The sequence below is a fragment of the Caballeronia choica genome (assembly GCF_001544535.1).
In the GTDB taxonomy this organism is placed as follows: domain Bacteria; phylum Pseudomonadota; class Gammaproteobacteria; order Burkholderiales; family Burkholderiaceae; genus Caballeronia; species Caballeronia choica.
Genome location: NZ_FCON02000137.1, coordinates 1 through 20,629, shown reverse-complemented (window position 1 = coordinate 20,629; position 20,629 = coordinate 1). Strand labels below are relative to the sequence as shown.

The window sequence follows — 20,629 nt, the reverse complement described above, 5'->3', positions numbered from 1 at the left end:
TCGCGCTTGACCTTTAATACAGTTGCTTTCTTTGCAGCAGCAAAGAAAGTGAGTCCCGCCCCGGACAGGGGCAGAGCAAATAAACCAAAAACAAAGCAAGTTCCATAGAAGCACAAGCGCATCAAACGGTGTAAACAACAACACCACCCTAACCCCAGCGCCAGCGAAACCCAACCCAACCCCACCCCACCCTCACCCATTGTCGAGCGGCGAGCGAGACGTCTCCCGACTGGCGAGCATCGCAACAAGCGCCACCCCCGACGCGCCCACCAGATACCACGCCGGCGCGAGCTTGTTCCCCGTCGAATGAATCAGCCACGTCGCCACGAACGGCGCTGTCCCGCCAAAGAGCGCATTCGCCGCGTTGAAGCTGAACGCAAAGCCGCTATAGCGCACACGCGTCGGAAAGATCTCGGAGAGGAAACACGGCAGCGTCCCGTCGTTCATCGTCAGCAGCGCACCAAATGCAATCTGGATCAACACGATCGTCATGAAACTCGCGCCCACCAGGCCCTTGAAGAGCGGCACCGTCAATGCGGCAAACAAGATCGAAGCACCGATCAGCATCGTCTTGCGGCCAACGCGATCCGAGAGCGCGCCCATGATGAACACGAAGCCGATGTAAGCGGCCAGCGAGATCGTCGCCGCGATGAACGACGCTGTTTCACTCACGCCCATCTCGGTCGAGAGATAGGTCGGCATGTAGCTCAGCACGAGATAGAACGCGACCGCGTTGAGACACGTCACGCCGAACGCGATCAACATCTTGCCGCGATGCATCGAAAGCAGTTCCCTGACCGGCGCACGCGCAACCTGATGCGACGTTTCGAGCGCCTTGAAAGTCGGCGTGTCTTCGAGACGCACACGGATGTACCGGCCGATCAGCCCGAACGGCGCGGCGAGCAGGAACGGCAGGCGCCAGCCGAACGATTGAATCTGGTCGGAGGTCAGCACCGCATGCATCACCGCGACGAAGATCGAGCCGAACAGCAGCCCCGCCGCCGTGCTGGCCGGCACGATGCTCGTATAGATGCCGCGCTTGCCCTCCGGTGCGTACTCGGCGAGGAAAGCCGACGCGCCCGCATATTCGCCCGATGCCGAGAAGCCCTGGATCAGCCGCACGAGCAAGAGCAGGATCGGCGCGAAGATGCCAACCTGCGCGTAGGTCGGCAGGAACGCGATCAGGAACGTCGAGCACGACATGATCAGGATCGACAGCGAGAGCGCGGTGCGGCGTCCGATCTTGTCGCCGAAATGTCCCCACACGATGCCGCCTATCGGCCGCACGATGAACGAGATCGCGAACACGGCGTAGGCGGCGAGAAGCCCCGTCGCGGCATCGGACTTCGGGAAGAAGACGACGGCGATGATCGTCGCGAGATAGCCATACGAGGCATAGTCGAACCATTCGACGAAGTTGCCGATGAAGCTGGCCATCGCGGCTTTCTTAAGCACGCGCGGGTCGGCGACGCCTGGGGTTGCGTGGTGCGGCGGAGCGATGACGCCCTGCGCAAGAAGGCCAGCGCCCGAGGCCTGGCCGGATACCGCTTTCGTTGAACTCATTCGTGCTCTCCAAACGTGAATCGTGAGATTGCAGTGCGTTCGGCTGCGGCTCTCGGGCCACTTGACCGTCGGATGGGCCGTGCTTTCATTCAATTGCTCCTCGATGAACTTGCGTTCGCTGGAGCAAATAGTAGAAGTTCACCAGATCGGAAAATTTTGAAATCCGACGCAATACTTGGTGAAATCGTCGTGTCGGGTTTACCACGGACGCGAACGATCAACGCTTTGCGCGCGGGTGCAAAGTCAGTCGTGAAGTGTGTGGAGTAGCGCGGTTGCGTTGAACCGCGCAGGGCGCACGGTCTATGCGCGTAAGGGCTTCTGAAGTGCCGCCAGTGCCGATCCCGCAGCGAGCAGGATGGAAGAATAGAGCAGTCCGCGCCCAAGGCCCGCGCCATCGGAGATATAGCCGATGACCATCGGCCCGACGATCTGCCCGAACGCGAACACGATCGTAAAGGCGCTGATGCCCTGCGCCCAGCGCGGGGACGGGAAGTTATGCCGGACGAAGGCCGTCGTCGATGCGACCGCTGACAGGAACGTCGCCCCGAACAGCACGCCCGACACGAACGCGACGAGCGTCGAGTTGAAAAGCACCGGCATCACCGTGGCGAACGCGAGCAAGCCGTTGAGCACCGCGAGCGCTTGCCCGCCGCGCATGCGATCGAGGAGCCCCGACCACAGCCTCGCCGATACGACCGTCGCGAGCCCCAGTGCGACATAGAACGCCGTGACCGCCGACGCGCTCATCCCGCCATTGCGCAGCAGCGCGATGATGAACGTCATGTAGCCGATATACCCGACGCCGAAAAAGAAGTATCCGCCGAGCATGCACGCGTAGCGCGGCCACGCGGGACTAGCGGCGGAAGTGTGTGGCGCGGCCTTCGCGGCGGGCTGAGCGTGGTCGCCGCGCGCGCCATGCTCGATGCGGCGCGCGGCAACGACGGCGGCCGCCGACAGCAACGCGCAAGCCGCCGCCAGCGCGAACCACGCCCACTGCCAGCCATGCAATCCGCCTCGTATGCTGAATGGCACGAGCAGCGCCGACACTGCGATGCCCCATCCCGCGCCGCCATAGTACAAGCCGAGCACGAGCCCGGCATCGCGGGGATGCGACGACGCGAGGCGCGCCGCCAGCACGCCCCCGCCGATGAAGATGAACGCACTGCTGAGCCCGGTCGCGACGCGTTGCGCCAGCAGCACGCCCGTATCCGACACTACGCCGCTCACCGTCATCACGAGCGCGGTCACGATGCAACCCGCGACGAAGCACGCGCTTGCCGGCCAGCGTCGCGAGCATAGTGGAAAGACGAGCGCGCCGAGCAGATAGCCCAGCGCGTTCGCCGTGTTCATCGCGCCCGCCTGCGCGAAGGTCCAGCCGAGGTCGGCCTTCATCGACGGCAGCAGCAGCGCGTAAGAGAACCGCGTGAGGCCGAGCGCGATCGCGCTGCCCAGCGAGAGGCTTGCGGCGAGTGCGAGCGTCTGTGTGCGCGAGGGCTTTGAGGTTTCTGCGGGTTCTGCTGCGGTGCTGGCGGTGTCGTGCGTCATCGGTCGAGGTGGTGGCGGTGGCGCCCCGCCGCGTCGACGGCAGTGCATCGGCATATGGTATCGCGAGCACCCCCCGCCGTTAAGCTTTACTCCTCACGCATCAGGCAGTACCCATCACGCATCAAGACCCCGCATACACCGGATACCGCGCGCACAGCGCCGACACCTGTTCGCGCACGCGCTCCTGAACGCCTGCGTTGCCGATATCGTCGAGTACGTCGCAGATCAGCGTCGCGGTGACGGCTGCGTCCTCTTCCGCGAAGCCGCGCGTCGTGATCGCCGGCGTGCCGATGCGAATGCCGCTCGTCACGAATGGCGACTGCGGATCGTTCGGCACGGTGTTCTTGTTGACCGTGATGTGCGAGCGGCCGAGCGCGGCGTCGGCGTCCTTGCCCGTGATGCCGCGCGCGACGAGGCTTACGAGGAACAGATGATCGTCGGTGCCGCCCGAGACCACGTCGTATCCGCGTTCGATGAACACCCTCACCATCGCGCGCGCATTCGCCAGCGTCTGCTTCTGGTAATCGACGAACTCCGGTCCCAGCGCTTCCTTGAACGCCACCGCCTTCGCCGCGATGACGTGCATCAGCGGTCCGCCCTGCGTGCCGGGAAAGACCATCGCGTTGAGCTTCTTCTCGATGTCCTCGTTCGACTTCGCGAGGATCAGCCCGCCGCGCGGCCCGCGCAAGGTCTTGTGCGTGGTCGTCGTGACGACATCGGCGAACGGCACGGGATTCGGATACAGCCCTGCCGCCACGAGCCCAGCGACGTGCGCCATGTCGACGAACAGATGAGCGCCGACGCGATCCGCGATGTCACGAAAGCGCGCGAAGTCGAGCACGCGCGAATACGCCGAGAAGCCCGCGACGATCATCTTCGGCTGGTGTTCGAAGGCAAGGCGCTCGACCTCGTCGTAGTCGATGAGGCCGCTCGCCGTATCGACGCCATACTGCACCGCCCGATAGAGCTTGCCGGAGAACGACACCTTCGCGCCGTGCGTGAGGTGGCCGCCGTGAGCGAGGCTCATGCCGAGGATCGTATCGCCGGGCGTGAGCAGCGCCATGTACACGGCGGCGTTCGCCTGCGATCCGCTATGCGGCTGGACGTTTGCGTAGTCGGCGGCGAACAGGCGCTTCGCTCGCGCGATCGCCAGCGACTCGACCACGTCCACGTGCTCGCATCCGCCGTAGTAGCGCTTGCCCGGATACCCTTCCGCGTATTTGTTGGTCAGCACCGAGCCCTGCGCTTCGAGCACGCGCGGGCTCGCGTAGTTCTCGGAGGCGATCAGCTCGATGTGCGCTTCCTGGCGCCGGCGTTCGAGACGCATCGCTTCGGCGAGATCGGGATCGAATCCTGCAATGGTTTGTCCGGCTGAAAACATTCGACATCTCCTGCGGGTTTCGTCTTGCGGCGCAAGGCCGCAAGACCGGTTCGAACGGCTCAGGCCGCGATGATGTTCTTCTCGGGGCCGTACGCGAAGCCCGTGATGTTGGTCGCGTCCTTCTTGCCGATCACGAGGATGTCGTGCTCGCGATAGCCTCCCGCGCCGGGCAGCCCTTGCGGCAACATGATCATCGGTTCCATCGAGACGACCATGTTTTCTTCCAGTACCGTATCGATGTCCTCGCGCAGTTCAAGCCCCGCTTCGCGGCCGTAGTAGTGCGAGAGCACGCCGAACGAATGGCCGTAGCCGAACGTGCGGTATTTGAGCAGACCGTATTCCGCATAGATCTTGTTCAGCTCGTGCGCGATGTCGCAGCAGCGCGCGCCCGGCTTGATCAGTGCGAGACCCGCTTCGTGAACCTCGACGTTGATCTTCCACAGGCGCAGGTGTTCGTCCGGACAATGATCGAAGAACATCGTGCGTTCGAGCGCCGTGTAGTAGCCCGCGATCATCGAGAAGCAGTTCAGGCTCAGGATGTCGCCCTTCTGCACCTTGCGCGTCGTGACCGGGTTGTGCGCGCCGTCGGTGTTGATGCCGGACTGGAACCAGGTCCATGTATCCATGAGTTCGGAGTGCGGATAGCGGCGCGCGATCTCGCGCACCATCGCTTGCGTCGAGGCAAGCGCGACCTCGTGTTCAGGCACGCCTTCATGGACCGCCGCCGCAAGCGCCGCGCCGCCCACGTCGCATACCGCCGCACCATTCCTGATGACCTCGATTTCCTCGGCCGACTTGATCATGCGCATGCGCATCGTCTGCGCGCTGATGTCGACGAACTCCGCATCCGGCAACGCGGCCTTCAGCTTGGCGAGCACCTCGACCGGCATCTGGTCGAACTCGACGCCCACGCGCCCCTTGTTCTCGATCTCGCCCTGCACTGCGCGAAAGAAGTTGTCGCGCTGCCAGTCGGTGTAGACGACGTTGTAGTCACCGACCGTGCGGCGCCACGGCTGCCCGCCATCGATATTCGCGCTGATCGACACGACCTTCTTCGACGTCACGACGAGCCCGTACTTGCGCCCGAACGAGCAATAGAGGAAGTCCGCGTAGTAGTTGATGTTGTGATACGACGTGAACAGCGCGGCGTCGATGTTCTCGCGCGCCATCAGTTCGCGCAGCCTCGCCTGCCGGTTCGCGTATTCCGCATCCGAGAATGTGTGCTGCGCTTTTTCGCCGTTCTCGATACGGATCAGGTTTTCCAGTTTCATTCGCTCGCTCCTTGGTGGAAAGGTGATTTCACTGGAGCCCATGGTAGGAGTTCGGCGAATCCGAACATTTCCGGATTCGACGGCGACCTTGGCGAATTCGTCGGCGAGGGTTTTTACCGAGGAGGCCTGGAGGCGCGGCTAAAGCGCGTTTTGATAGCGCTTTCTATCGGCGCTCGGGGAGATCTGGAACTGTGCCTTATAGCGGGTGGCGAAGTGCGTCGTCGATGCGAAGCCGGTGCGGGCGCACACCTCTTCGAGCGGCGTCGAGGTCCGGTAGAGCAACTGGCGCGCGCGCAACAGACGGATTTCGATGTACGCCTGTGCGGGCGTCTTGCCGAGCCGCTCATGAAACCAGCGTTCGAGCTGCCGCTGCGAGACTTGAAGATACGCCGCGATCTCGGCCACCGAGAGCGCCTCTTCGACATTGCTCTCCATGTACTGCAGCGCCTCTTCGAGCTTCGCGTGCTCGGCGCCCATGTATTGACGCAGCGACGTGCGTTGCCGCTGCTCGTGGCTGCGCCGTTCCGCGACGAGCAATTCGAGCACGCGCGCAGCAAGCGACCGGCTGCCGGGCGCGGCGCCGAGCAGATGCACCATCAGGTCGAGCGGCGCGATGCCGCCGCTGCATGTGTAGCGGTCGCGATCGACCTCATAGAGGCGGTTCGATACCGTCAGGCGCGGAAAGTGCTCGACGAGTGCGTCCTGGTCTTCCCAGTGGATCGTGCATCGATAGCCGTTCAACAAGCCGGCGCGCGCGAGAAAGTAGCTGCCGGTGTCGAGCCCGCCGAGCGCTACGCCGTGACGCGCCTGCAGTCGAAGCCAGTCGAGCACCGCGCCGATGCCCTTGCGCGGGATTGGGTTCGGACCGACGACGAACACGGCATCGAAGGCGCCGCCGTCGGACATGGCGATGTCGGGCACGACGCGGATGCCATCGCTCGAGCGTGCAACTTCGTGGTCGGTGCCGATTAGCTGGTATTCGTAGACGCGGCGGCCGACGATCATGTTCGCGATGCGCAGCGGGTCGACGGCGGCAGAAAGCGCGATCAGCGAAAAGTCGTTGAGGAGCAGAAAGCCGTAGCGCGTCGTGCGCAGGTCGTGGATGCCCTCGGTCGTCGGCGGGGTTTCGGGCGCTTGCGGCACGGGCGGGATTTTTGCGGAGGTCAGGTGCGGGTATTTTAGTCGCTGGCGCCTGGCGTGGGGTGGGTCTGGGATTACAACCCGCAGCCGAAGCGCCACCATTCCGCTAGACTTGGACCCCTCATTCATCGAGAGCATCGAGGCTTGAATTTCACTGGAAACTTTCGCATCACCGCCGCCGTCGTCGCGAGCGCGCTCTTCATGCAGAACATGGACGGCACGATCGTCGCGACCGCGCTGCCATCCATGGCACGCGATCTCGGCGTCGATCCCGTGCATCTGAGCAGCGCGATCACCGCGTATCTCGTTGCGCTGACCGTGTTCATCCCCGCGAGCGGCTGGGTCGCCGACCGCTTCGGCGCGCGGCGCGTGTTCATGTGGGCCATCGCGACATTCACATTGGCATCGGTCGCCTGCGCGGCCTCGACCAGTCTTTCGACGCTCATCGCCGCACGTATCGTGCAAGGCCTCGGCGGCGCGATGATGGTGCCGGTCGGCCGGCTGATCCTCTTTCGCGGCGTGAAGCGCGAAGAACTGCTGCAAGCCACGACCTGGCTCACGATGCCCGCGCTGATCGGGCCGCTCCTCGGGCCGCCGCTCGGCGGCTTTCTCACCGATACCCTTTCATGGCGCAGCATCTTCTGGGTCAACGTGCCGGTCGGCATCGTCGGGCTGTTGCTGACGTGGCGGCTGCTTCCGCCTTCGCATGCCGAGCATCCGCGCCCGCCCGACGTGCACGGCATGTTGCTCGTCGGCGTATCGCTGACGCTCTTCATGATCGGTATCGAAAGCGCCGGGCGTGGCGTGCTGCCCGATGGCCTGCCGTGGCTCTGCGTCGCGAGCGGTGCGCTGCTCTTCTGGCTTGCGGTGCGGCATTGCCGTCGCGTCGACCACCCCGCCGTCGATTTTTCGCTGCTCGCCATCCCCACCTTCCACGCGGCGACGATCGCCGGCAGCCTCTTTCGCGCAGGCGCCGGCGCGCTGCCGTTTCTCGTCCCGCTGACGCTGCAGGCGGGCTTCGGCTACAGCGCGTCGGCAAGCGGCCTCATCACGTTCGCGAGCGCGCTCGGCTCGTTCTGCATGCGGCCGATGACATCGCTCGCGCTGCGCCACTTCTCCGTGCGAACGGTGTTATGCACGGGCAGCCTGTCGTTCGCGATCGTGCTGGCGATCTGCTCGACGATGTCGCAAGCGTGGCCCGCCGCCGCCATTTTCCTGTTGCTGCTGCTCGGCGGCTTGAGCCGCTCGCTCTCGTTCGCGACGATGGGCGCGCTGGCCTTCGCCGACGTGCCGCGCCAGAAGCTCGCCGCCGCGACCTCGTTTCAGGGCACGGCGCAGCAGTTGATGAAGGCGGTCGGCGTGACGGTCGCGGCCGGGACGATCCAGGTCACGATGCTGCTTTCCCACAGTGCCCACGCCGAGCGCTGGCAGCTTGCCTGCGGGTTTCTCGTGACAGCCGCTGTCGTGCTCGGCTCATGGCCGATGTTCGCGCGACTCTCGCCGGAGGCCGGCGCCGGCATCTCGGCTTCGCGACGCAAGCCGGCGAGCCATACCGAAGCGCGCTAGCGCCTTCGCGGCCCGGCACGGATCTTGACCAAGCGCCTGATTTGCAAGGACTTTTTAACGGTTGTACAATGCGCGCTTGCTCAAGTCGGGATGACCGTCATGCGCCGATTCCTTCTTCTGTCGCTCGTTTCGCTCAGCCTCGCGCAAGGCGCTGGCGCACAGGAAAACGCGCAGACCGCTCCAGCCGACGAGCAAACCGGCCATCAAATCTCCCGAATCCTCTCGCAAAAATTCGGCTTGGCGCGTGAAAAGGCCGAGCAGATCGCGGCGGCGGTCATGTCGTCCGCATCGAAATATTCGCTTCCTCCTGCGTTGCTGCTCTCCATCATCTCCATCGAATCGCGCTTCCGGGAAAAGGCCAGAGGCCCGAACGGCGCAACGGGTCTGATGCAGGTCGTGCCGTCGGCGCACAAGCAGTTGGTGCGCGACGTCGACTTGACCGAGCCAGAGGCAAACATCGAAGCGGGATCGGCGATCCTGCACGGCTATCTGAAGTCCGCGCAAGGCGACGTGGGCGTCGCGTTGAAGAACTATGGCGGATCGAAGGCTTATGCGGAGAAGGTCAGCGTGCGCGCGAAGAGTTTCGAACCCTTCGCTACTCGCGCGGACAACGCGGCGGATCGATAGGTCAGCGTCGAGCTATTCGGACAACCCCTGCTGTATCACACATCGCGCGCCTGCTCCATCTCGATGCCGCCACGCGGGCGACGATAGTCAACCCCAGGCGCGCGTGTCTCTACTTCGCCTTAGTAGCTCTTTTGCATGCCGCTAGGATTGGCGTTCGAGCCGTTCGGGTTCGTGCCATTCGAAACGGGCGCCTTCTTCTGCATGGTCCCCGACGACGAGTCCGTTCCCATGCCGTTCGACATTCCGCTCTTGGCCGACCCCATGCCGGCGGTGCCATCGGCCGAGCCGCCCATGCCATTGCCGTTCATGCCGGCGCCGTTGCTCATGCCAGCGGCCGGTGCTCCGGTGCCGCCCGCACTGCCGCCGCTATTGCCGCCGCCGGCCGATCCCATGCCCGTTCCGCCTCCGCCGCCCGCTTGCGCATAGGCTCCGCCGGACAGGCCCAACAGCAGCGCTGAAACCAAAATCGTCTTCGTGGTCGCTTTCATTGCAGTCTCCAGAGTGTGCGTGTCGGGCGTGGCAACCAAGCCGTTACAACACCCGTACGGACAAGATCGCAATCAACATGCCGCGTCCAAACTCTGCTTGCTCGACCTCCGGACAATCGCAAAGCCCGCTCACCAGCCGGGCGCGTACCCGTCCTGACGCGCCGGTCCGCACGGCACATACGCGCGACTGTAATTATCGAAGCAGTACCCCGGCGGCGGCCCGGGTTGCGCATAAGCGGGCTGTGAATACGCGGGCGCCGCGTAGACCGGTTGTGCGTATACCGGCTGCGCATAGACAGGGGCCGCGCTCGCCACCGACCCAACCAGCGCGCCCAGCACCGCGCCGCCGATGAGCGCTCCCACGATCGCGCCGCCGTCGCCGCCACCGCCGCCGTAGCCGTGCGCGGACGCTTGTCCCGCCACCGACAAACTGCCGATCATCACCACCACGAGTGCCGCACGTTTCATGAGTTTCTCCAGTTCCCGGTCGTCGGGACATGGAGCGCATGTTAAGCGGCTCGCGAAGAAATATCTGCAGCAGATGGTAACCGCACATTTCAACGGAAACATTTGCGGCGCCTGGCCTAAAGCGTCTGGTCAACTGCCGATTTGGCGCGACATCAAGGCAAGCGATTATATTTGGATTCCGAAACGTTTCAAAAATACCGGTCGCACAGCAGCAATTCCGGTACTTTCTGTCCCGCCAAAAACCAAAGAAAACTCAAGCGGACCTTATTACCGGTATCGCGTTTCATTTGGTCGTGGCTGGTTACTGTTTGTCACCAGATAAGCGTCAACGACTGTCGAATGCCCGGCGTTGTTACGGGCAGCACTGACTAATGCAGTGCACTTTCAAAGGAGTCTAAAACCATGAAGAAGATCGTCGCTGCTCTCGCATCCGCCCTGCTCGTTACCACGGTATTCGCGCAAACGGCCGCGCCCACGGACACCGGCAAGGCTCAGATGAAGGCCAATAGCGAAAAGAGCGAAGCACAGGCTACGGCCAACAAGAAGAAGGCGGAAGCACAGGCCGACGCCACCAAGGCACAAGCGTCGGCGAATGAAGACAAGGCATCGGCACAGGCCGATGCAGACAAGAAAGCTGCAAAGGTAGCGAAGGCGACCACGCCGGAGGAAGCATCCGGTGCTCGTAGCGATGCCGCGAAGGCGCAAACCAAGGCGAACAACAAGAAGCAATCTGCCCAGGCCAAGGCCGACAAGAAGAAGCAGGATGCCGCCAAGGACGCCAACGTGGCGCAAGCGAAGGCCGACAAGGAAAAAGTCGAGGCTCAAAGCGACGCAAACAAGACGGCCGCCGATGCAAAGGTCGACGCTGCAAAGAAGTAATGGGGTGAGCGTCACCCGCATCGCGCACATCGGGCCGCCTTGCTCGCATCGCAAAGCGGCTCACGGTGTGCTCTGTCAGGGCGAGTCTTCGGACTCGCCCTTTTTCATGTGCCGGTCCTGGCGAACACCGCCCTTTCCAGCGAGTCGAGATCGAAGGGCTTCGGCAACAGCGCGACGCCCGTCATGTCTTCGTCGATCTCTGACGCGATGCTCAGGCCGTAGCCCGACGCGAACACCACGCGCAGGTTCGGCTGCCGCCGCTTCGCCACGCGCGCGAGTTCGATGCCCGACATGCCGGGCATGCGCACGTCGGTCAGCAGCACATCGAATGCGTGGCTATCGACGAGCGCGAGCGCGGCCTTCGCGTGATCGACCGCCGACACCTCCGCGCCGAGCAACTGCAACAGCTCGCGTGTGGCATCGCGCGTATTGACATCGTCCTCGACGATGAGCACCCGCAGCGGCTTCGGTTCATCCGGCGCATCGCGCGGCGCCTCCGGCGTCTCTTTCTGGCGAAGCATCGCGCGCACCTTGCGCGCCAGCGCGTCGCGCCGATACGGCTTGCTGATCAGCGCGACGCCGGGATCGAGCCGCCCCTTGTGCACGATCACGTTCTCCGTATAACCCGACGTGAAGAGCACTTCGATCGACGGAATCAACTCCTTCGCGCGTCGCGCGAGTTCGACGCTGCGCACCGGTCCCGGCATGACGACATCGGTGAACAGCATGTCGATGTGCGCGCCGCTGTCGAGGACGCTCAGCGCGCTCTGCGCATCGGACGTTTGCAGCACGCGATAGCCGAGTTGCGCCAGCATGTCGACGGCGGTCGCGCGCACGTCGGGATCGTCCTCGACGACAAGGACTGTTTCAGTGCCGCCGGTCACGGGCACGCTCGCGATATCGACGGCGGACGTCTCCTCTTCGAGCGTGCGCGGCAGGTGCAGCGTAGCCGTCGTGCCCTGCTCGATCGCGCTTTGCAGATCGATGGAGCCGCCCGTCTGCCGCAGGAAGCCGTAGGCCATGCTCAGGCCGAGACCGGTGCCGCGCCCGTCGGTCTTGGTCGTGAAGAACGGTTCGAACGCGCGTTCCAAGGTGGCGGGTGTCATGCCGCAGCCCGTGTCGGTGACGGTGATCCGTACGTATTCGCCGCCGGCAGGAAGTTCATCCTCGCGTGTCTGGTCCGTATCCAGCCGCGCGTTGGACGCCTCGATGGTCAGCTTACCCGCGCCGTCCATCGCATCGCGCGCGTTGACCGCGAGATTCACGAGCACGTTCTGCAGATGATGCCGGTCGGCGAGCGTGTTCCACAGGTCGTCCACGATCACGGTTTCGAGTTCGATCGCGTCACCGAGCGTGCGGCGCAACGCGTCGGCGCACGAATGCAGCAGCCGGCCAATATCGATCGCGACCGGTTCGAGCGGCTGGCGACGCGCGAACGCAAGCAGTTGCGACGAGAGCATCGCGCCGCGCTCCACCGCTTCATGCGCGCTCTCGAGACGCTGCAGCAGCGCCTTGTCCTCGCGCGCGTGCTGCGCCGCGAGTTGCAGGTTGCCGCCGATCACTTGCAGCACGTTGTTGAAGTCATGCGCGACGCCGCCCGTCAACTTGCCGATTGCCTCCAGCTTCTCGGCGTGCGCGAGCGCCGTGTGCGTCTGGTGGCGCGTCTCGCGGTCCCGCAACGCGGCGTCGAGCGAACGCTGCATCTGCACCCGCTGCGTGACGTCGCGCGAGGTCGACACCAGCCATTCGACACCGTTCGACGCGTCCGGCACCGGCGACACCGTGACTTCCCAGTGCTTGAGGTTGCCTCTCGCCGTCGGACAGGCGGCTTCGAAATGCGCGTGACGGCCCGCGAGCGCGGCGTCGACGGCATTCGTCGCCAGGTCGCGCGCGTCGCCGGGCCACAGCGACGCCCACGCCTTGCCGCGCAGCGGCGCGAAGTCGTCGATTTCCTTCAGTTCAATGCCGTGCGCATTGACGAAATCCAGCGTGCCGTCGAGCCGCAATATCTCGATGCAGTCGCGGCTGCCGTTGAGCATGCTGCGGAAGAACGCGTCGAACGCGGGGTCGGCGGGCGGCTCGGTTGAGCGCGGAATTGCAACGGCGACGGCTTCGTGCAGAGCCGCTGCGGGCAAAGAGAAGCTGAGCGAGTCCGCGTTGTCGAGACGCGCCATCGCGGGTTCGGGAGTGGACGAATCGGTCATTCAATCGGGTCGAAGCCAAGTGAAGCGGCAGACGGCGCGCGCTTTCGGGAACCGCGCTCCGCAGGAGTAACAGACGATTGAAGCAAGCATTGCGCCAGGGTCGTGCGGCGCTTGTGCGTACGGGCGTGGGCGGCTCGCGTGATTCTGCGGGCGCGTGGGAATTGTCAGCAACTACTGGAAAGGAATGTAAAAACGGGTGGGTTCGTGCAGGCCATGATCGGTGGCTTGACGGGCGAAGCGCGTCGGCCAGCGCGCGGCGCGGCCGCTATCCGCGTATTCGTGTCGAGCCTAAACTACGCGCATACCATCTTCGCCGCTGGAACTCATGCCCCCTCGCGATTGCCGCAGCGGCCAGCCGCTCGCCTCGTCCCCCGCGCCAGCCGGTGCCGATCCACTTCAAGACCCGGCCCTGCTGCGTCGCCTGCTACGCGCGAAGGACCGCATGGATGCTGCCTCGCACGAGGCGTGGCCCGTCGAACGCCTGGCCGCCGTCAGTGGCGTCTCCGAAGCCCATTTCGCGCGGTCCTTCAAGCGGGCATTCGGCATTCCGCCGCATCGCTACCTGCTGACACGGCGCATCGAGCAGGCCAATACCCTGCTGCGCGACACCGATCTCAGCATCACGGAAATAGCCTTCGCCACCGGCTGGGAGAGCCTCGGTACCTTTGGCCGAGTCTTCCGCGACATCACGGGCCGAAGCCCCGGCGCCATGCGGCTGGAGGCGCAGGCCGCCATGCCTCGACTCGACCGCGTACCCGCGTGCGTCCTGAGGGCCGCGCAGCGTCCCGATCTCACCATCGCAGTTTTGGAGAAGCGCCGCCGCGTGGCCGAGGGTACAGTCCGGCCATCAACCAAGGAGGTGTCATGAACCAGGGTATCAATGTGGTGGGCCTGTACGTCGACGATCAGGACGAAGCGCTCACGTTCTATGTCGACAAACTCGGATTTCGCGTCCACACGGACGTGCGCAACGGTTCCTACCGGTGGCTCACGGTCCAGCATCCGGACCAGCCCTCGTTTCAGCTCGGCCTGTTCACACCCGGCCCGCCGATCCACGACGATGCCACCGCGCAAACCCTGCGCGCGATGGTCGCCAAGGGGGCCATGCCGCCTCTCGTCCTCGCGGTGTCCGACTGCCGCGCCAGCTACGCCCGGCTAAAGGCCAGCGGCGTGGAATTCACCCAGGAGCCGGTTGAACGCTTCGGCAGCGTCGACGCCGGCTTTCGCGATCCTGCCGGCAACGGCTGGAAGATGATTCAAGCTCCGCAGAGCACGACATGAAGGTCGGCGCGTGAGGTGGGGTCGGTTACACCCCACGCGCCGCAGACGCTTTAAAAGCCACGGAGATGCCGATGCGGACCCTCACCGATCAACTGACGCAATACGCCGCCTACCACCGCGACCGGCGCAACATCGCGACTCATTTCATCGGCATTCCATTGATCGTGCTGGCACTCGCCGCGTTGCTCAGCCGCCCCGCATGGAACTTCGGCGCGACGCTCGAACTAACGCCCGCCTGGCTCCTCTTCGCCGCCGCAACGCTCTACTACCTTCTCCTCGACGTGCCGCTCGGCATCGGCATGGCCGTGTTCTCGGCGTGCTGCGTGGCGTTCGGCGAATGGACGGCGGCCCAACCGACGCCCGTCTGGCTCGCCATCGGCGTGGGCCTCTTCGTGATCGGCTGGGTGTTCCAGTTCGTCGGCCACATTCGCTACGAGCATCGCAAGCCCGCCTTCGTCGACGATATCGTCGGCCTGCTGATCGGGCCGCTCTTCGTGCTCGCCGAGCTGCTGTTCGGCTTCGGCATGCGGCGCGATCTGCATGACGCCATCGAGACGCGCCTGGCAAGCCAGCCGCGCACCTCCGACTGAGACGCTTTCAATCCACCTTGACCGGCTGCGCGGCACCGCTTTCGTGTTCGACGCTCGCATGCTGTTCGGCAATCGGCAAGTCGCGCCGCTGCGCGCGTTCGCGACGCAACAGGCGCACGCTGTGCACGGCTGTCAGCGCGACCGAGATCCAGATCGGCACATAGGTGCCGAGTTGCTGCATCGAGAACGCCTCGCCGAGCAACAGCACCGCGACGCCGACGAGCAACACCGGCTCGACGTAGCCGAGGATGCCGAACAGCGCGAGCGGCAGATATCGGCTCGCGCGCAGATACGAGCCGAGCGCGATCGTGCTCAGCACGCCGAGCCCGGGCAGCAACAGCCACAGGACCGGCCGCGCCGCGACCACCGCGAACGAATCGCGCATCACGAGCATCGCCAGCGCGAACGGCGCGATCAGCATCATTTCGACGGCGAACGACACGAGCGGATCGGCGTTCAGCCGGCGCCGCAGCATGAAATACGGCGGATAGCCCAGCGCGACGACGAGCGTCGGCCAGGAAAATGCGTGCGTCACGAGGAGTTCATGCGCAACGCCGACAGTAGCGAAAGCGACGCCCGCCCACTGGAAGCCATCGAGCGGTTCGCGGTAGTAGAAGCGGCCGATCAGCACCATCACGAGCGGCAGCAGGAAGTAGCCCAGCGACACTTCGAGCGCGCGGCCATGCAGTGGCGCCCAAAGGAAGATCCACAGCTGCACGCCGAGCTGCGCCGCCACCGCGACGAACCCGGCAAGCGACAGGGGCGATCGAGCAAGCTTTGACAGAAGCGCGCATAGTTGCGGCCAGCGGCTTCGCAATGCGACGAGCGCGAGCGCACCGGGCAGTGTCCACATGATGCGCCACGCGAAGATGTCGAGGCCGTCGAGCGGCGTGAGCCATTTCGTGTAGCCCGACATCAGGGCGAACAGCGCGGACGCGGCGACCGACAACGCGATGCCGCGTCCGAGAACGTGTTGATTCATTGCGCGTTGCATGCCGGAAGAGCGAAGGTGCGTTATTTTAAACGCTCTCTTCATTCAATCGCGATGTAGCGGCGTTTGCCTCGCGCCCGCTTCTTGCTTGAGCTGTCATCCTTCGCCGCTCGCTGCATCGGCGGCGATTAGTTTTTTTATGCGCAGGGATTCCATGTCCCCGCGTTCCGCGAGCCAGCACCCAACCGGCTGCCGCTCACGTCTGTACACCCAGGCCGCGTCGCGCCGTGTCGTGCCTTGTGCGCTAGCCGGCGAATAAAAACGCTGCATCGATGGAGACGTCATGATCCAGCCCGCACGATCCCCCCGCTTCGCCAATCCCTTTGCCGAAGCCGTTCACGCCGGTCTCACGCACCATCCGCAGAAGGAACTGCCGTCGATGTATCTGTATGACGAAGTCGGTTCCGCGCTCTTCGAAGTCATCACCGCCCTGCCCGAATATGGCGTCACGCGCGCCGAGGAGCGCGTGCTGAAAGAACACGCCACGGACATCGTCGCGGCCCTGCCGAAGCATGTGAAAGTGGCCGAACTCGGCAGCGGCAGCGGTCGCAAGACACGCCGGATTCTCGAGGCACTTTGTAAAAAGCAGCCCACCGATTACTACCCGATTGAAATTTCGCGCACCGCCTTGCAGTTGTGCCACCGCGAACTCGGCGATATCGAACGCATTTCGATCGTCGGCTATGAGCGCGATTATCTGGCCGGGCTTGCCGAAGTGAGCGCGAAGCGGCGCGACGGCGAAGTGCTGCTGGTGCTCTTTCTCGGCAGCACGATCGGCAATTTCTCGCGGCTCGCGGCGACGAAGTTTTTGCAATCGATCCGCGGCATGCTCAAGCCCGGCGACTCGCTGCTGCTCGGCACCGATCTGATGAAACCGCTGCCGGCGCTGATCGCCGCCTACGACGATCCGATCGGCGTCACCGCCGCGTTCAACCTGAACCTGCTCGCGCGGATCAATCGCGAACTCGACGGCGATTTCCCGCTCGATGCGTTCGAGCATGTCGCGCGCTTCAACCCGGACGCGCGCAGCATCGAAATGCATCTGCGCGCGAAGCGGCCGCTCACGGCGAACGTGCGCGCGGCGGGCTTGCAGGTCGACTTCAGGGAAGGCGAGACGATCTGGACCGAGAGCAGCCACAAGTATGCGGCGGAAGAGGTTGCGCCGATCGCCGCCGATGCGGGCTTCGATTGCGCGCATCAGTGGCGTGATGAAGCGTGGGGATTCGCCGAGAGCCTGCTGGTCGCGCGCGCTTGATCGACGTAAGCGGCGCGAGCACCGAGAGCGAAGCGATCAGTGCTGTTCGAAGCGCTCGAAGCGCTTTTCGATGAAGCGCTCCTCGCTGAAGAAATCCGTGACGCGGGCATGCGGGGGCCCGCGGCGCAGCCATTCGAGCATCAGGTCGACTTGATTGGCCGCGCCCTGGATCATGACCTCGACCGAGCCGTCATCGAGATTCGTGACCCAGCCGCGCACGCCGAGCGCGTGCGCGCGCCGCACGGTGTAGTGGCGGAATCCCACGCCCTGCACGATGCCTCGCACGCGCACGTAATACGTTTCCACTCTCGAATCCAGATCGGGGCCGGGCATTGCTTTCTCCTGAGTCAGTGCGCTTTCAGGCCGCATTTTAGACACGCCGCGCAATTCGCGTGCGAGTCACCGTCCGGTTCGATCGTCAGCTCAGGCGAAACGGCTGCGCCGGCTCGGCCCGCCCCGGTCGTGGGCTTGGCGTGCGCGGAAGCGTGACGTCGAACGTCGTGCCCGCGTCGACGCTCGATTCCACGCGCACGCTGCCGCCGTGCATCCGCGCGATCTCGTGCGTGATATAGAGGCCGAGCCCCAGGCCGCCCGCATCCTGTTGCGGACGCCCCGACCGATAGGGCGCGAAGATGGTCGGCAACACGTCGGCCGGGATCTCGCCCGCGTTTTGCACGCTGATCGTCACTTCGTCGGCGGCGCTGCCGTCGAGCCGCACCTGGATCGCCGAGCCGTCGCGGCCGTGCTGCAACGCGTTGCCGATCAGGTTCGAGAACAACTGCGACAGCAAATCGCCGTCACCCTGCAACAGCGTATCGCCGTCGCGAAAGACAAAGATGCGCCCACGGCCGACGCGCGCCTCGTATTCATCGACGATATTCTTCGCGAGCGTCATCAGTTCCACCGAACGCGGCTGCAACGTCACGCGTCCGCCGCGCAAACGCGCGAGGTTGAGCAACTGATCGACCATGCGCACCATCCGCATGCCGCTCGACTTGATGCGCGTGCCGATGTTCGCGACGTTCTCGTCCTTCACGAAGCGCGACAGATACTCCGCCGACGCGATCACCGCCGACAGCGGCGTGCGCAAATCATGGCCGAGCACGGCCATCAGCATTTCGTTGGCGTCGAGCAGTTGCTGCACGGTCGCGAGTTGTGCCGCGAGTTGCTGCTTCTGGCGCTCGATCTGGATGAAGACATCGACCTTCGAATTGAGGATGCGCGAATCGAACGGCTTGTAGAGGAAATCCACCGCGCCCGCTTCGTAGCCGCGAAACGTGCGGCCCGTGTCCTGCGCGGTTGCCGTGAGAAAGATGATCGGCACGTGCGCCGTGCGCGGGCTGCCGCGCATCAGTTCGGCGAGTTCGAAGCCGTCCATGCCGGGCATGTTCACATCGAGGATCGCGAGCGCGACCTCATGCTTGAGCAGCAGTTCGAGCGCGGCCGGTCCCGATTCGGCCTTCAGGATCGACAGGTCCGGCCGTGCCAGCGACGCTTCCAGCGCGGTGATGTTGTTCGGGATGTCATCGACGACCAGAACGTGGATGGGTTGCGTCATCTAATGGCTCCAGGTCGCGTGCGTCCGATGCCGGCGGAGAAGCGTGCCGCCATCGCATCGGGCGTCATGATTTCGTGTACCGCGCCGTTCGCGATCGCGGCGAGCGGCATCGCGGTGGCGCCCGCCGTCGCGGGGTCCTGCACCCAGCAGTGGCCGCCCGTCTGGCGGATCGTGAGCGCGCCGCGCGCGCCGTCGTCGTTCGCGCCCGACAGCACGACGCCGAGCAGCGTCTCGCGGTACACATGCGCCGCCGATTCGAACAGCACGTCCACCGATGGGCGCGAAAAGCGCACGGGCGGATCGACCGACAGCGCGATCGAGCGGTCCCGCTCGACCATCATGTGATAGCCGGGCGGCGCCAGATAGATCACGCCGGGCGCGATTTCGTCCTTGTCGTTCGGCTCGACGACGCGCAGGCGGCAACGCGCACCGAAGATGTCCGGCAGCAGGCTCGGCGTGTCCGGCCGCACGTGCACCACGACCAGCACCGCGGGCCCGAAGCCTTCGGGCAGCCCGGGCAGCAGACGGTTGAGCGCATCGATGCCGCCGGCCGACGCGCCGATCACGACGGCGTCGACTGCGGCCGGATCGAAGGGGGATGCTTCGGGTGCGGAACTCATCGCTACACCTTCTGATAGAGACGCTCGCGGGCGTTGAATTCCGCGAAGCTGCCGGCGTGTTTCGAAAAGCTCAGGCTTTCCTTGCTGCCGAGACCGAGAAAGCCGCGTCGCACGAGCGAATCGCTGAAGAGCCCGAGCGCGCGGTCCTGCAGGGCGCGGTCGAAATAGATCAGCACATTGCGGCACGACACCAGATGCGCTTCGAGGAACACGCTGTCCGTGGCGAGGCTGTGATCGGCGAACACCACGCGCGACTTGAGCGTCTGCGAGAACCTGGCCGCGCCGTATGCAGCGTGATAGTAGTCCGATAGCGACCGCTTGCCGCCCGCCGCCAGATAATTCTGACTGAAGCTTGCCATGCGTTCCAGCGCGTAGATGCCGTTCTCGGCCTGGCGCAATGCATCGGCGTTGATATCGGTCGCGTAGAGCACGGTGCGATCGGCGATCTTCTCCTCCGCGAACAGCACCGCGAGCGACCACAGTTCCTCGCCGCTGCTGCATCCCGCGACCCAGACCTTGATCGACGGATAGGTCAGGAGAATCGGCACGACCTGTTCGCGGATGGCGCGAAAGTAGTGCGGATCGCGGAACATCTCGCTGACTTGCACCGTGAGGTACTGGAACAGGCGCGCGAAGAGCGCCGGGTCGCGGAGGATTCGCTCTTGCAATTGCGAGAGCGTCGGGATGGCGAGGTCGCTCAGGGCCTGGGTCAGCCTGCGGCGCAGCGAGCTGACCGAGTAATGACGGAAGTCGTGCTGGTAGCGGAGGTAGATGGCTTCCAGCACGAGCTTCAGTTCAATGTCGAAGGTTGCCTCTTCGGCGGGAGTTTGGGGTTGGGTTTGCATTCGCTGGCGCTCGGGGTTCTGGGTTTCGCTGGCGCTTGGGGTGGGGGCGGTTTTGGGTTACACCGTTTGATGCGCTTGTGCTTCTGTGGAACTTGTATTCGTGTCGGTTTATTTGCTCTGCCCCTGTCCGGGGCGGGACTCACTTTCTTTGCTGCTGCAAAGAAAGTAAGCAAAGAAAGCAGCTTCCCAACGCGAATTCTTGCCATGCGCCTCCAGACCGCTCCCTCGGAGTGGTCCAACCGGGGGAGTGTCGTTAGCGGGGTTTCATCGTTGTTGGCATGTAGAAGAGGCGCGCACGTCGCACCGCTAAACGAAGTGGACCAGCAGTCATACATCCAGCCTCGCGCTACGCGCTCA

At 64.4% G+C, this 20,629-nt stretch carries 21 protein-coding genes; 8 read left to right on the top strand and 13 right to left on the bottom strand.

Features of this window, described 5'->3' with window-relative positions:
* Positions 1-192: 192 nt before the first annotated feature.
* The 5 genes from AWB68_RS34700 to AWB68_RS34680 all read right to left on the bottom strand — a co-directional run bounded on the left by AWB68_RS34700 (position 193) and on the right by AWB68_RS34680 (position 6,903).
* Positions 193-1,437, bottom strand: coding sequence for an MFS transporter (locus AWB68_RS34700; protein ID WP_235028652.1), 1,245 nt, complete (start codon positions 1,435-1,437; stop codon positions 193-195).
* Positions 1,438-1,863: 426 nt separating this feature from the next.
* Positions 1,864-3,108 (bottom strand): YbfB/YjiJ family MFS transporter, encoded by a 1,245-nt coding sequence (locus AWB68_RS34695; protein ID WP_087648797.1) that lies wholly within the window; start codon positions 3,106-3,108, stop codon positions 1,864-1,866.
* A gap of 121 nt (positions 3,109-3,229) precedes the next feature.
* Entirely contained in the window at positions 3,230-4,489 is a 1,260-nt protein-coding gene (gene glyA / locus AWB68_RS34690; RefSeq protein WP_087648796.1) for a serine hydroxymethyltransferase, read from the bottom strand.
* Between the two features lie 59 nt (positions 4,490-4,548).
* Positions 4,549-5,760, bottom strand: coding sequence for an aminopeptidase P family protein (locus AWB68_RS34685; RefSeq protein ID WP_087648795.1), 1,212 nt, complete (start codon positions 5,758-5,760; stop codon positions 4,549-4,551).
* A 138-nt stretch (positions 5,761-5,898) separates the two neighbouring features.
* Positions 5,899-6,903 (bottom strand): GlxA family transcriptional regulator, encoded by a 1,005-nt coding sequence (locus AWB68_RS34680; RefSeq protein WP_235028650.1) that lies wholly within the window; start codon positions 6,901-6,903, stop codon positions 5,899-5,901.
* Between the two features lie 198 nt (positions 6,904-7,101).
* Here AWB68_RS34680 and AWB68_RS34675 point away from each other — a divergent pair, with 198 nt between their 5' ends.
* Both AWB68_RS34675 and AWB68_RS34670 read left to right on the top strand, forming a co-directional pair.
* Entirely contained in the window at positions 7,102-8,466 is a 1,365-nt protein-coding gene (locus AWB68_RS34675) for an MFS transporter (RefSeq protein ID WP_235028651.1), read from the top strand.
* Positions 8,467-8,565: 99 nt separating this feature from the next.
* Entirely contained in the window at positions 8,566-9,093 is a 528-nt protein-coding gene (locus tag AWB68_RS34670; protein WP_087648799.1) for a transglycosylase SLT domain-containing protein, read from the top strand.
* Positions 9,094-9,212: 119 nt separating this feature from the next.
* Here AWB68_RS34670 and AWB68_RS34665 read toward each other — a convergent pair whose 3' ends face one another.
* A complete protein-coding gene (locus tag AWB68_RS34665; protein WP_087648792.1) occupies positions 9,213-9,581 on the bottom strand; it encodes a hypothetical protein in 369 nt (122 codons plus the stop codon).
* Between the two features lie 129 nt (positions 9,582-9,710).
* Complete coding sequence (locus AWB68_RS34660) at positions 9,711-10,049, bottom strand: hypothetical protein (RefSeq protein ID WP_087648791.1); 339 nt, start codon at positions 10,047-10,049, stop codon at positions 9,711-9,713.
* Here AWB68_RS34660 and AWB68_RS47210 point away from each other — a divergent pair.
* Complete coding sequence (locus AWB68_RS47210) at positions 10,048-10,371, top strand: hypothetical protein (RefSeq protein ID WP_125483135.1); 324 nt, start codon at positions 10,048-10,050, stop codon at positions 10,369-10,371. The genes AWB68_RS34660 and AWB68_RS47210 overlap by 2 nt on opposite strands.
* 80 nt (positions 10,372-10,451) lie before the next feature.
* Complete coding sequence (locus AWB68_RS34655; protein ID WP_087648790.1) at positions 10,452-10,928, top strand: prolipoprotein diacylglyceryl transferase; 477 nt, start codon at positions 10,452-10,454, stop codon at positions 10,926-10,928.
* 104 nt (positions 10,929-11,032) lie between these two features.
* On the opposite strand, the gene AWB68_RS34650 is transcribed toward AWB68_RS34655, so the two are convergent.
* Positions 11,033-13,132, bottom strand: coding sequence for a hybrid sensor histidine kinase/response regulator (locus tag AWB68_RS34650; RefSeq protein ID WP_087648789.1), 2,100 nt, complete (start codon positions 13,130-13,132; stop codon positions 11,033-11,035).
* Positions 13,133-13,457: 325 nt separating this feature from the next.
* Here AWB68_RS34650 and AWB68_RS34645 point away from each other — a divergent pair, with 325 nt between their 5' ends.
* The 3 genes from AWB68_RS34645 to AWB68_RS34635 all read left to right on the top strand — a co-directional run bounded on the left by AWB68_RS34645 (position 13,458) and on the right by AWB68_RS34635 (position 15,003).
* Complete coding sequence (locus AWB68_RS34645; RefSeq protein ID WP_087648788.1) at positions 13,458-14,000, top strand: helix-turn-helix domain-containing protein; 543 nt, start codon at positions 13,458-13,460, stop codon at positions 13,998-14,000.
* The gene (locus AWB68_RS34640) at positions 13,997-14,413 is read left to right on the top strand and encodes a VOC family protein (protein WP_087648787.1); all 417 of its coding nucleotides are present in this window, start codon (positions 13,997-13,999) and stop codon (positions 14,411-14,413) included. Before AWB68_RS34645 ends, AWB68_RS34640 begins: the two co-directional genes overlap by 4 nt.
* 71 nt (positions 14,414-14,484) lie before the next feature.
* A complete protein-coding gene (locus AWB68_RS34635) occupies positions 14,485-15,003 on the top strand; it encodes an Mpo1 family 2-hydroxy fatty acid dioxygenase (protein ID WP_087648786.1) in 519 nt (172 codons plus the stop codon).
* 7 nt (positions 15,004-15,010) lie between these two features.
* Here AWB68_RS34635 and rarD read toward each other — a convergent pair whose 3' ends face one another.
* A complete protein-coding gene (gene rarD, locus AWB68_RS34630; protein ID WP_087648785.1) occupies positions 15,011-15,985 on the bottom strand; it encodes an EamA family transporter RarD in 975 nt (324 codons plus the stop codon).
* 292 nt (positions 15,986-16,277) lie between these two features.
* Between rarD and egtD the strand changes: the two genes are divergently transcribed.
* On the top strand, positions 16,278-17,249 hold the full coding sequence (gene egtD / locus AWB68_RS34625; protein ID WP_087648784.1) for an L-histidine N(alpha)-methyltransferase: 972 nt from the start codon (positions 16,278-16,280) through the stop codon (positions 17,247-17,249).
* A gap of 36 nt (positions 17,250-17,285) precedes the next feature.
* On the opposite strand, the gene AWB68_RS34620 is transcribed toward egtD, so the two are convergent.
* From AWB68_RS34620 to AWB68_RS34605, 4 genes are all read right to left on the bottom strand, one after another.
* Complete coding sequence (locus AWB68_RS34620; RefSeq protein WP_087648783.1) at positions 17,286-17,582, bottom strand: acylphosphatase; 297 nt, start codon at positions 17,580-17,582, stop codon at positions 17,286-17,288.
* Positions 17,583-17,667: 85 nt separating this feature from the next.
* Positions 17,668-18,807: a hybrid sensor histidine kinase/response regulator gene (locus AWB68_RS34615; protein WP_087648782.1), complete on the bottom strand. Its 1,140-nt coding sequence runs from the start codon at positions 18,805-18,807 to the stop codon at positions 17,668-17,670.
* Positions 18,804-19,427, bottom strand: coding sequence for a chemotaxis protein CheB (locus AWB68_RS34610; RefSeq protein WP_087648781.1), 624 nt, complete (start codon positions 19,425-19,427; stop codon positions 18,804-18,806). The genes AWB68_RS34615 and AWB68_RS34610 overlap by 4 nt, the downstream gene beginning before the upstream one ends.
* 2 nt (positions 19,428-19,429) lie before the next feature.
* Positions 19,430-20,272, bottom strand: a complete 843-nt coding sequence (locus AWB68_RS34605) for a CheR family methyltransferase (RefSeq protein WP_087648780.1) — start codon at positions 20,270-20,272, stop codon at positions 19,430-19,432.
* Positions 20,273-20,629 lie beyond the last annotated feature (357 nt).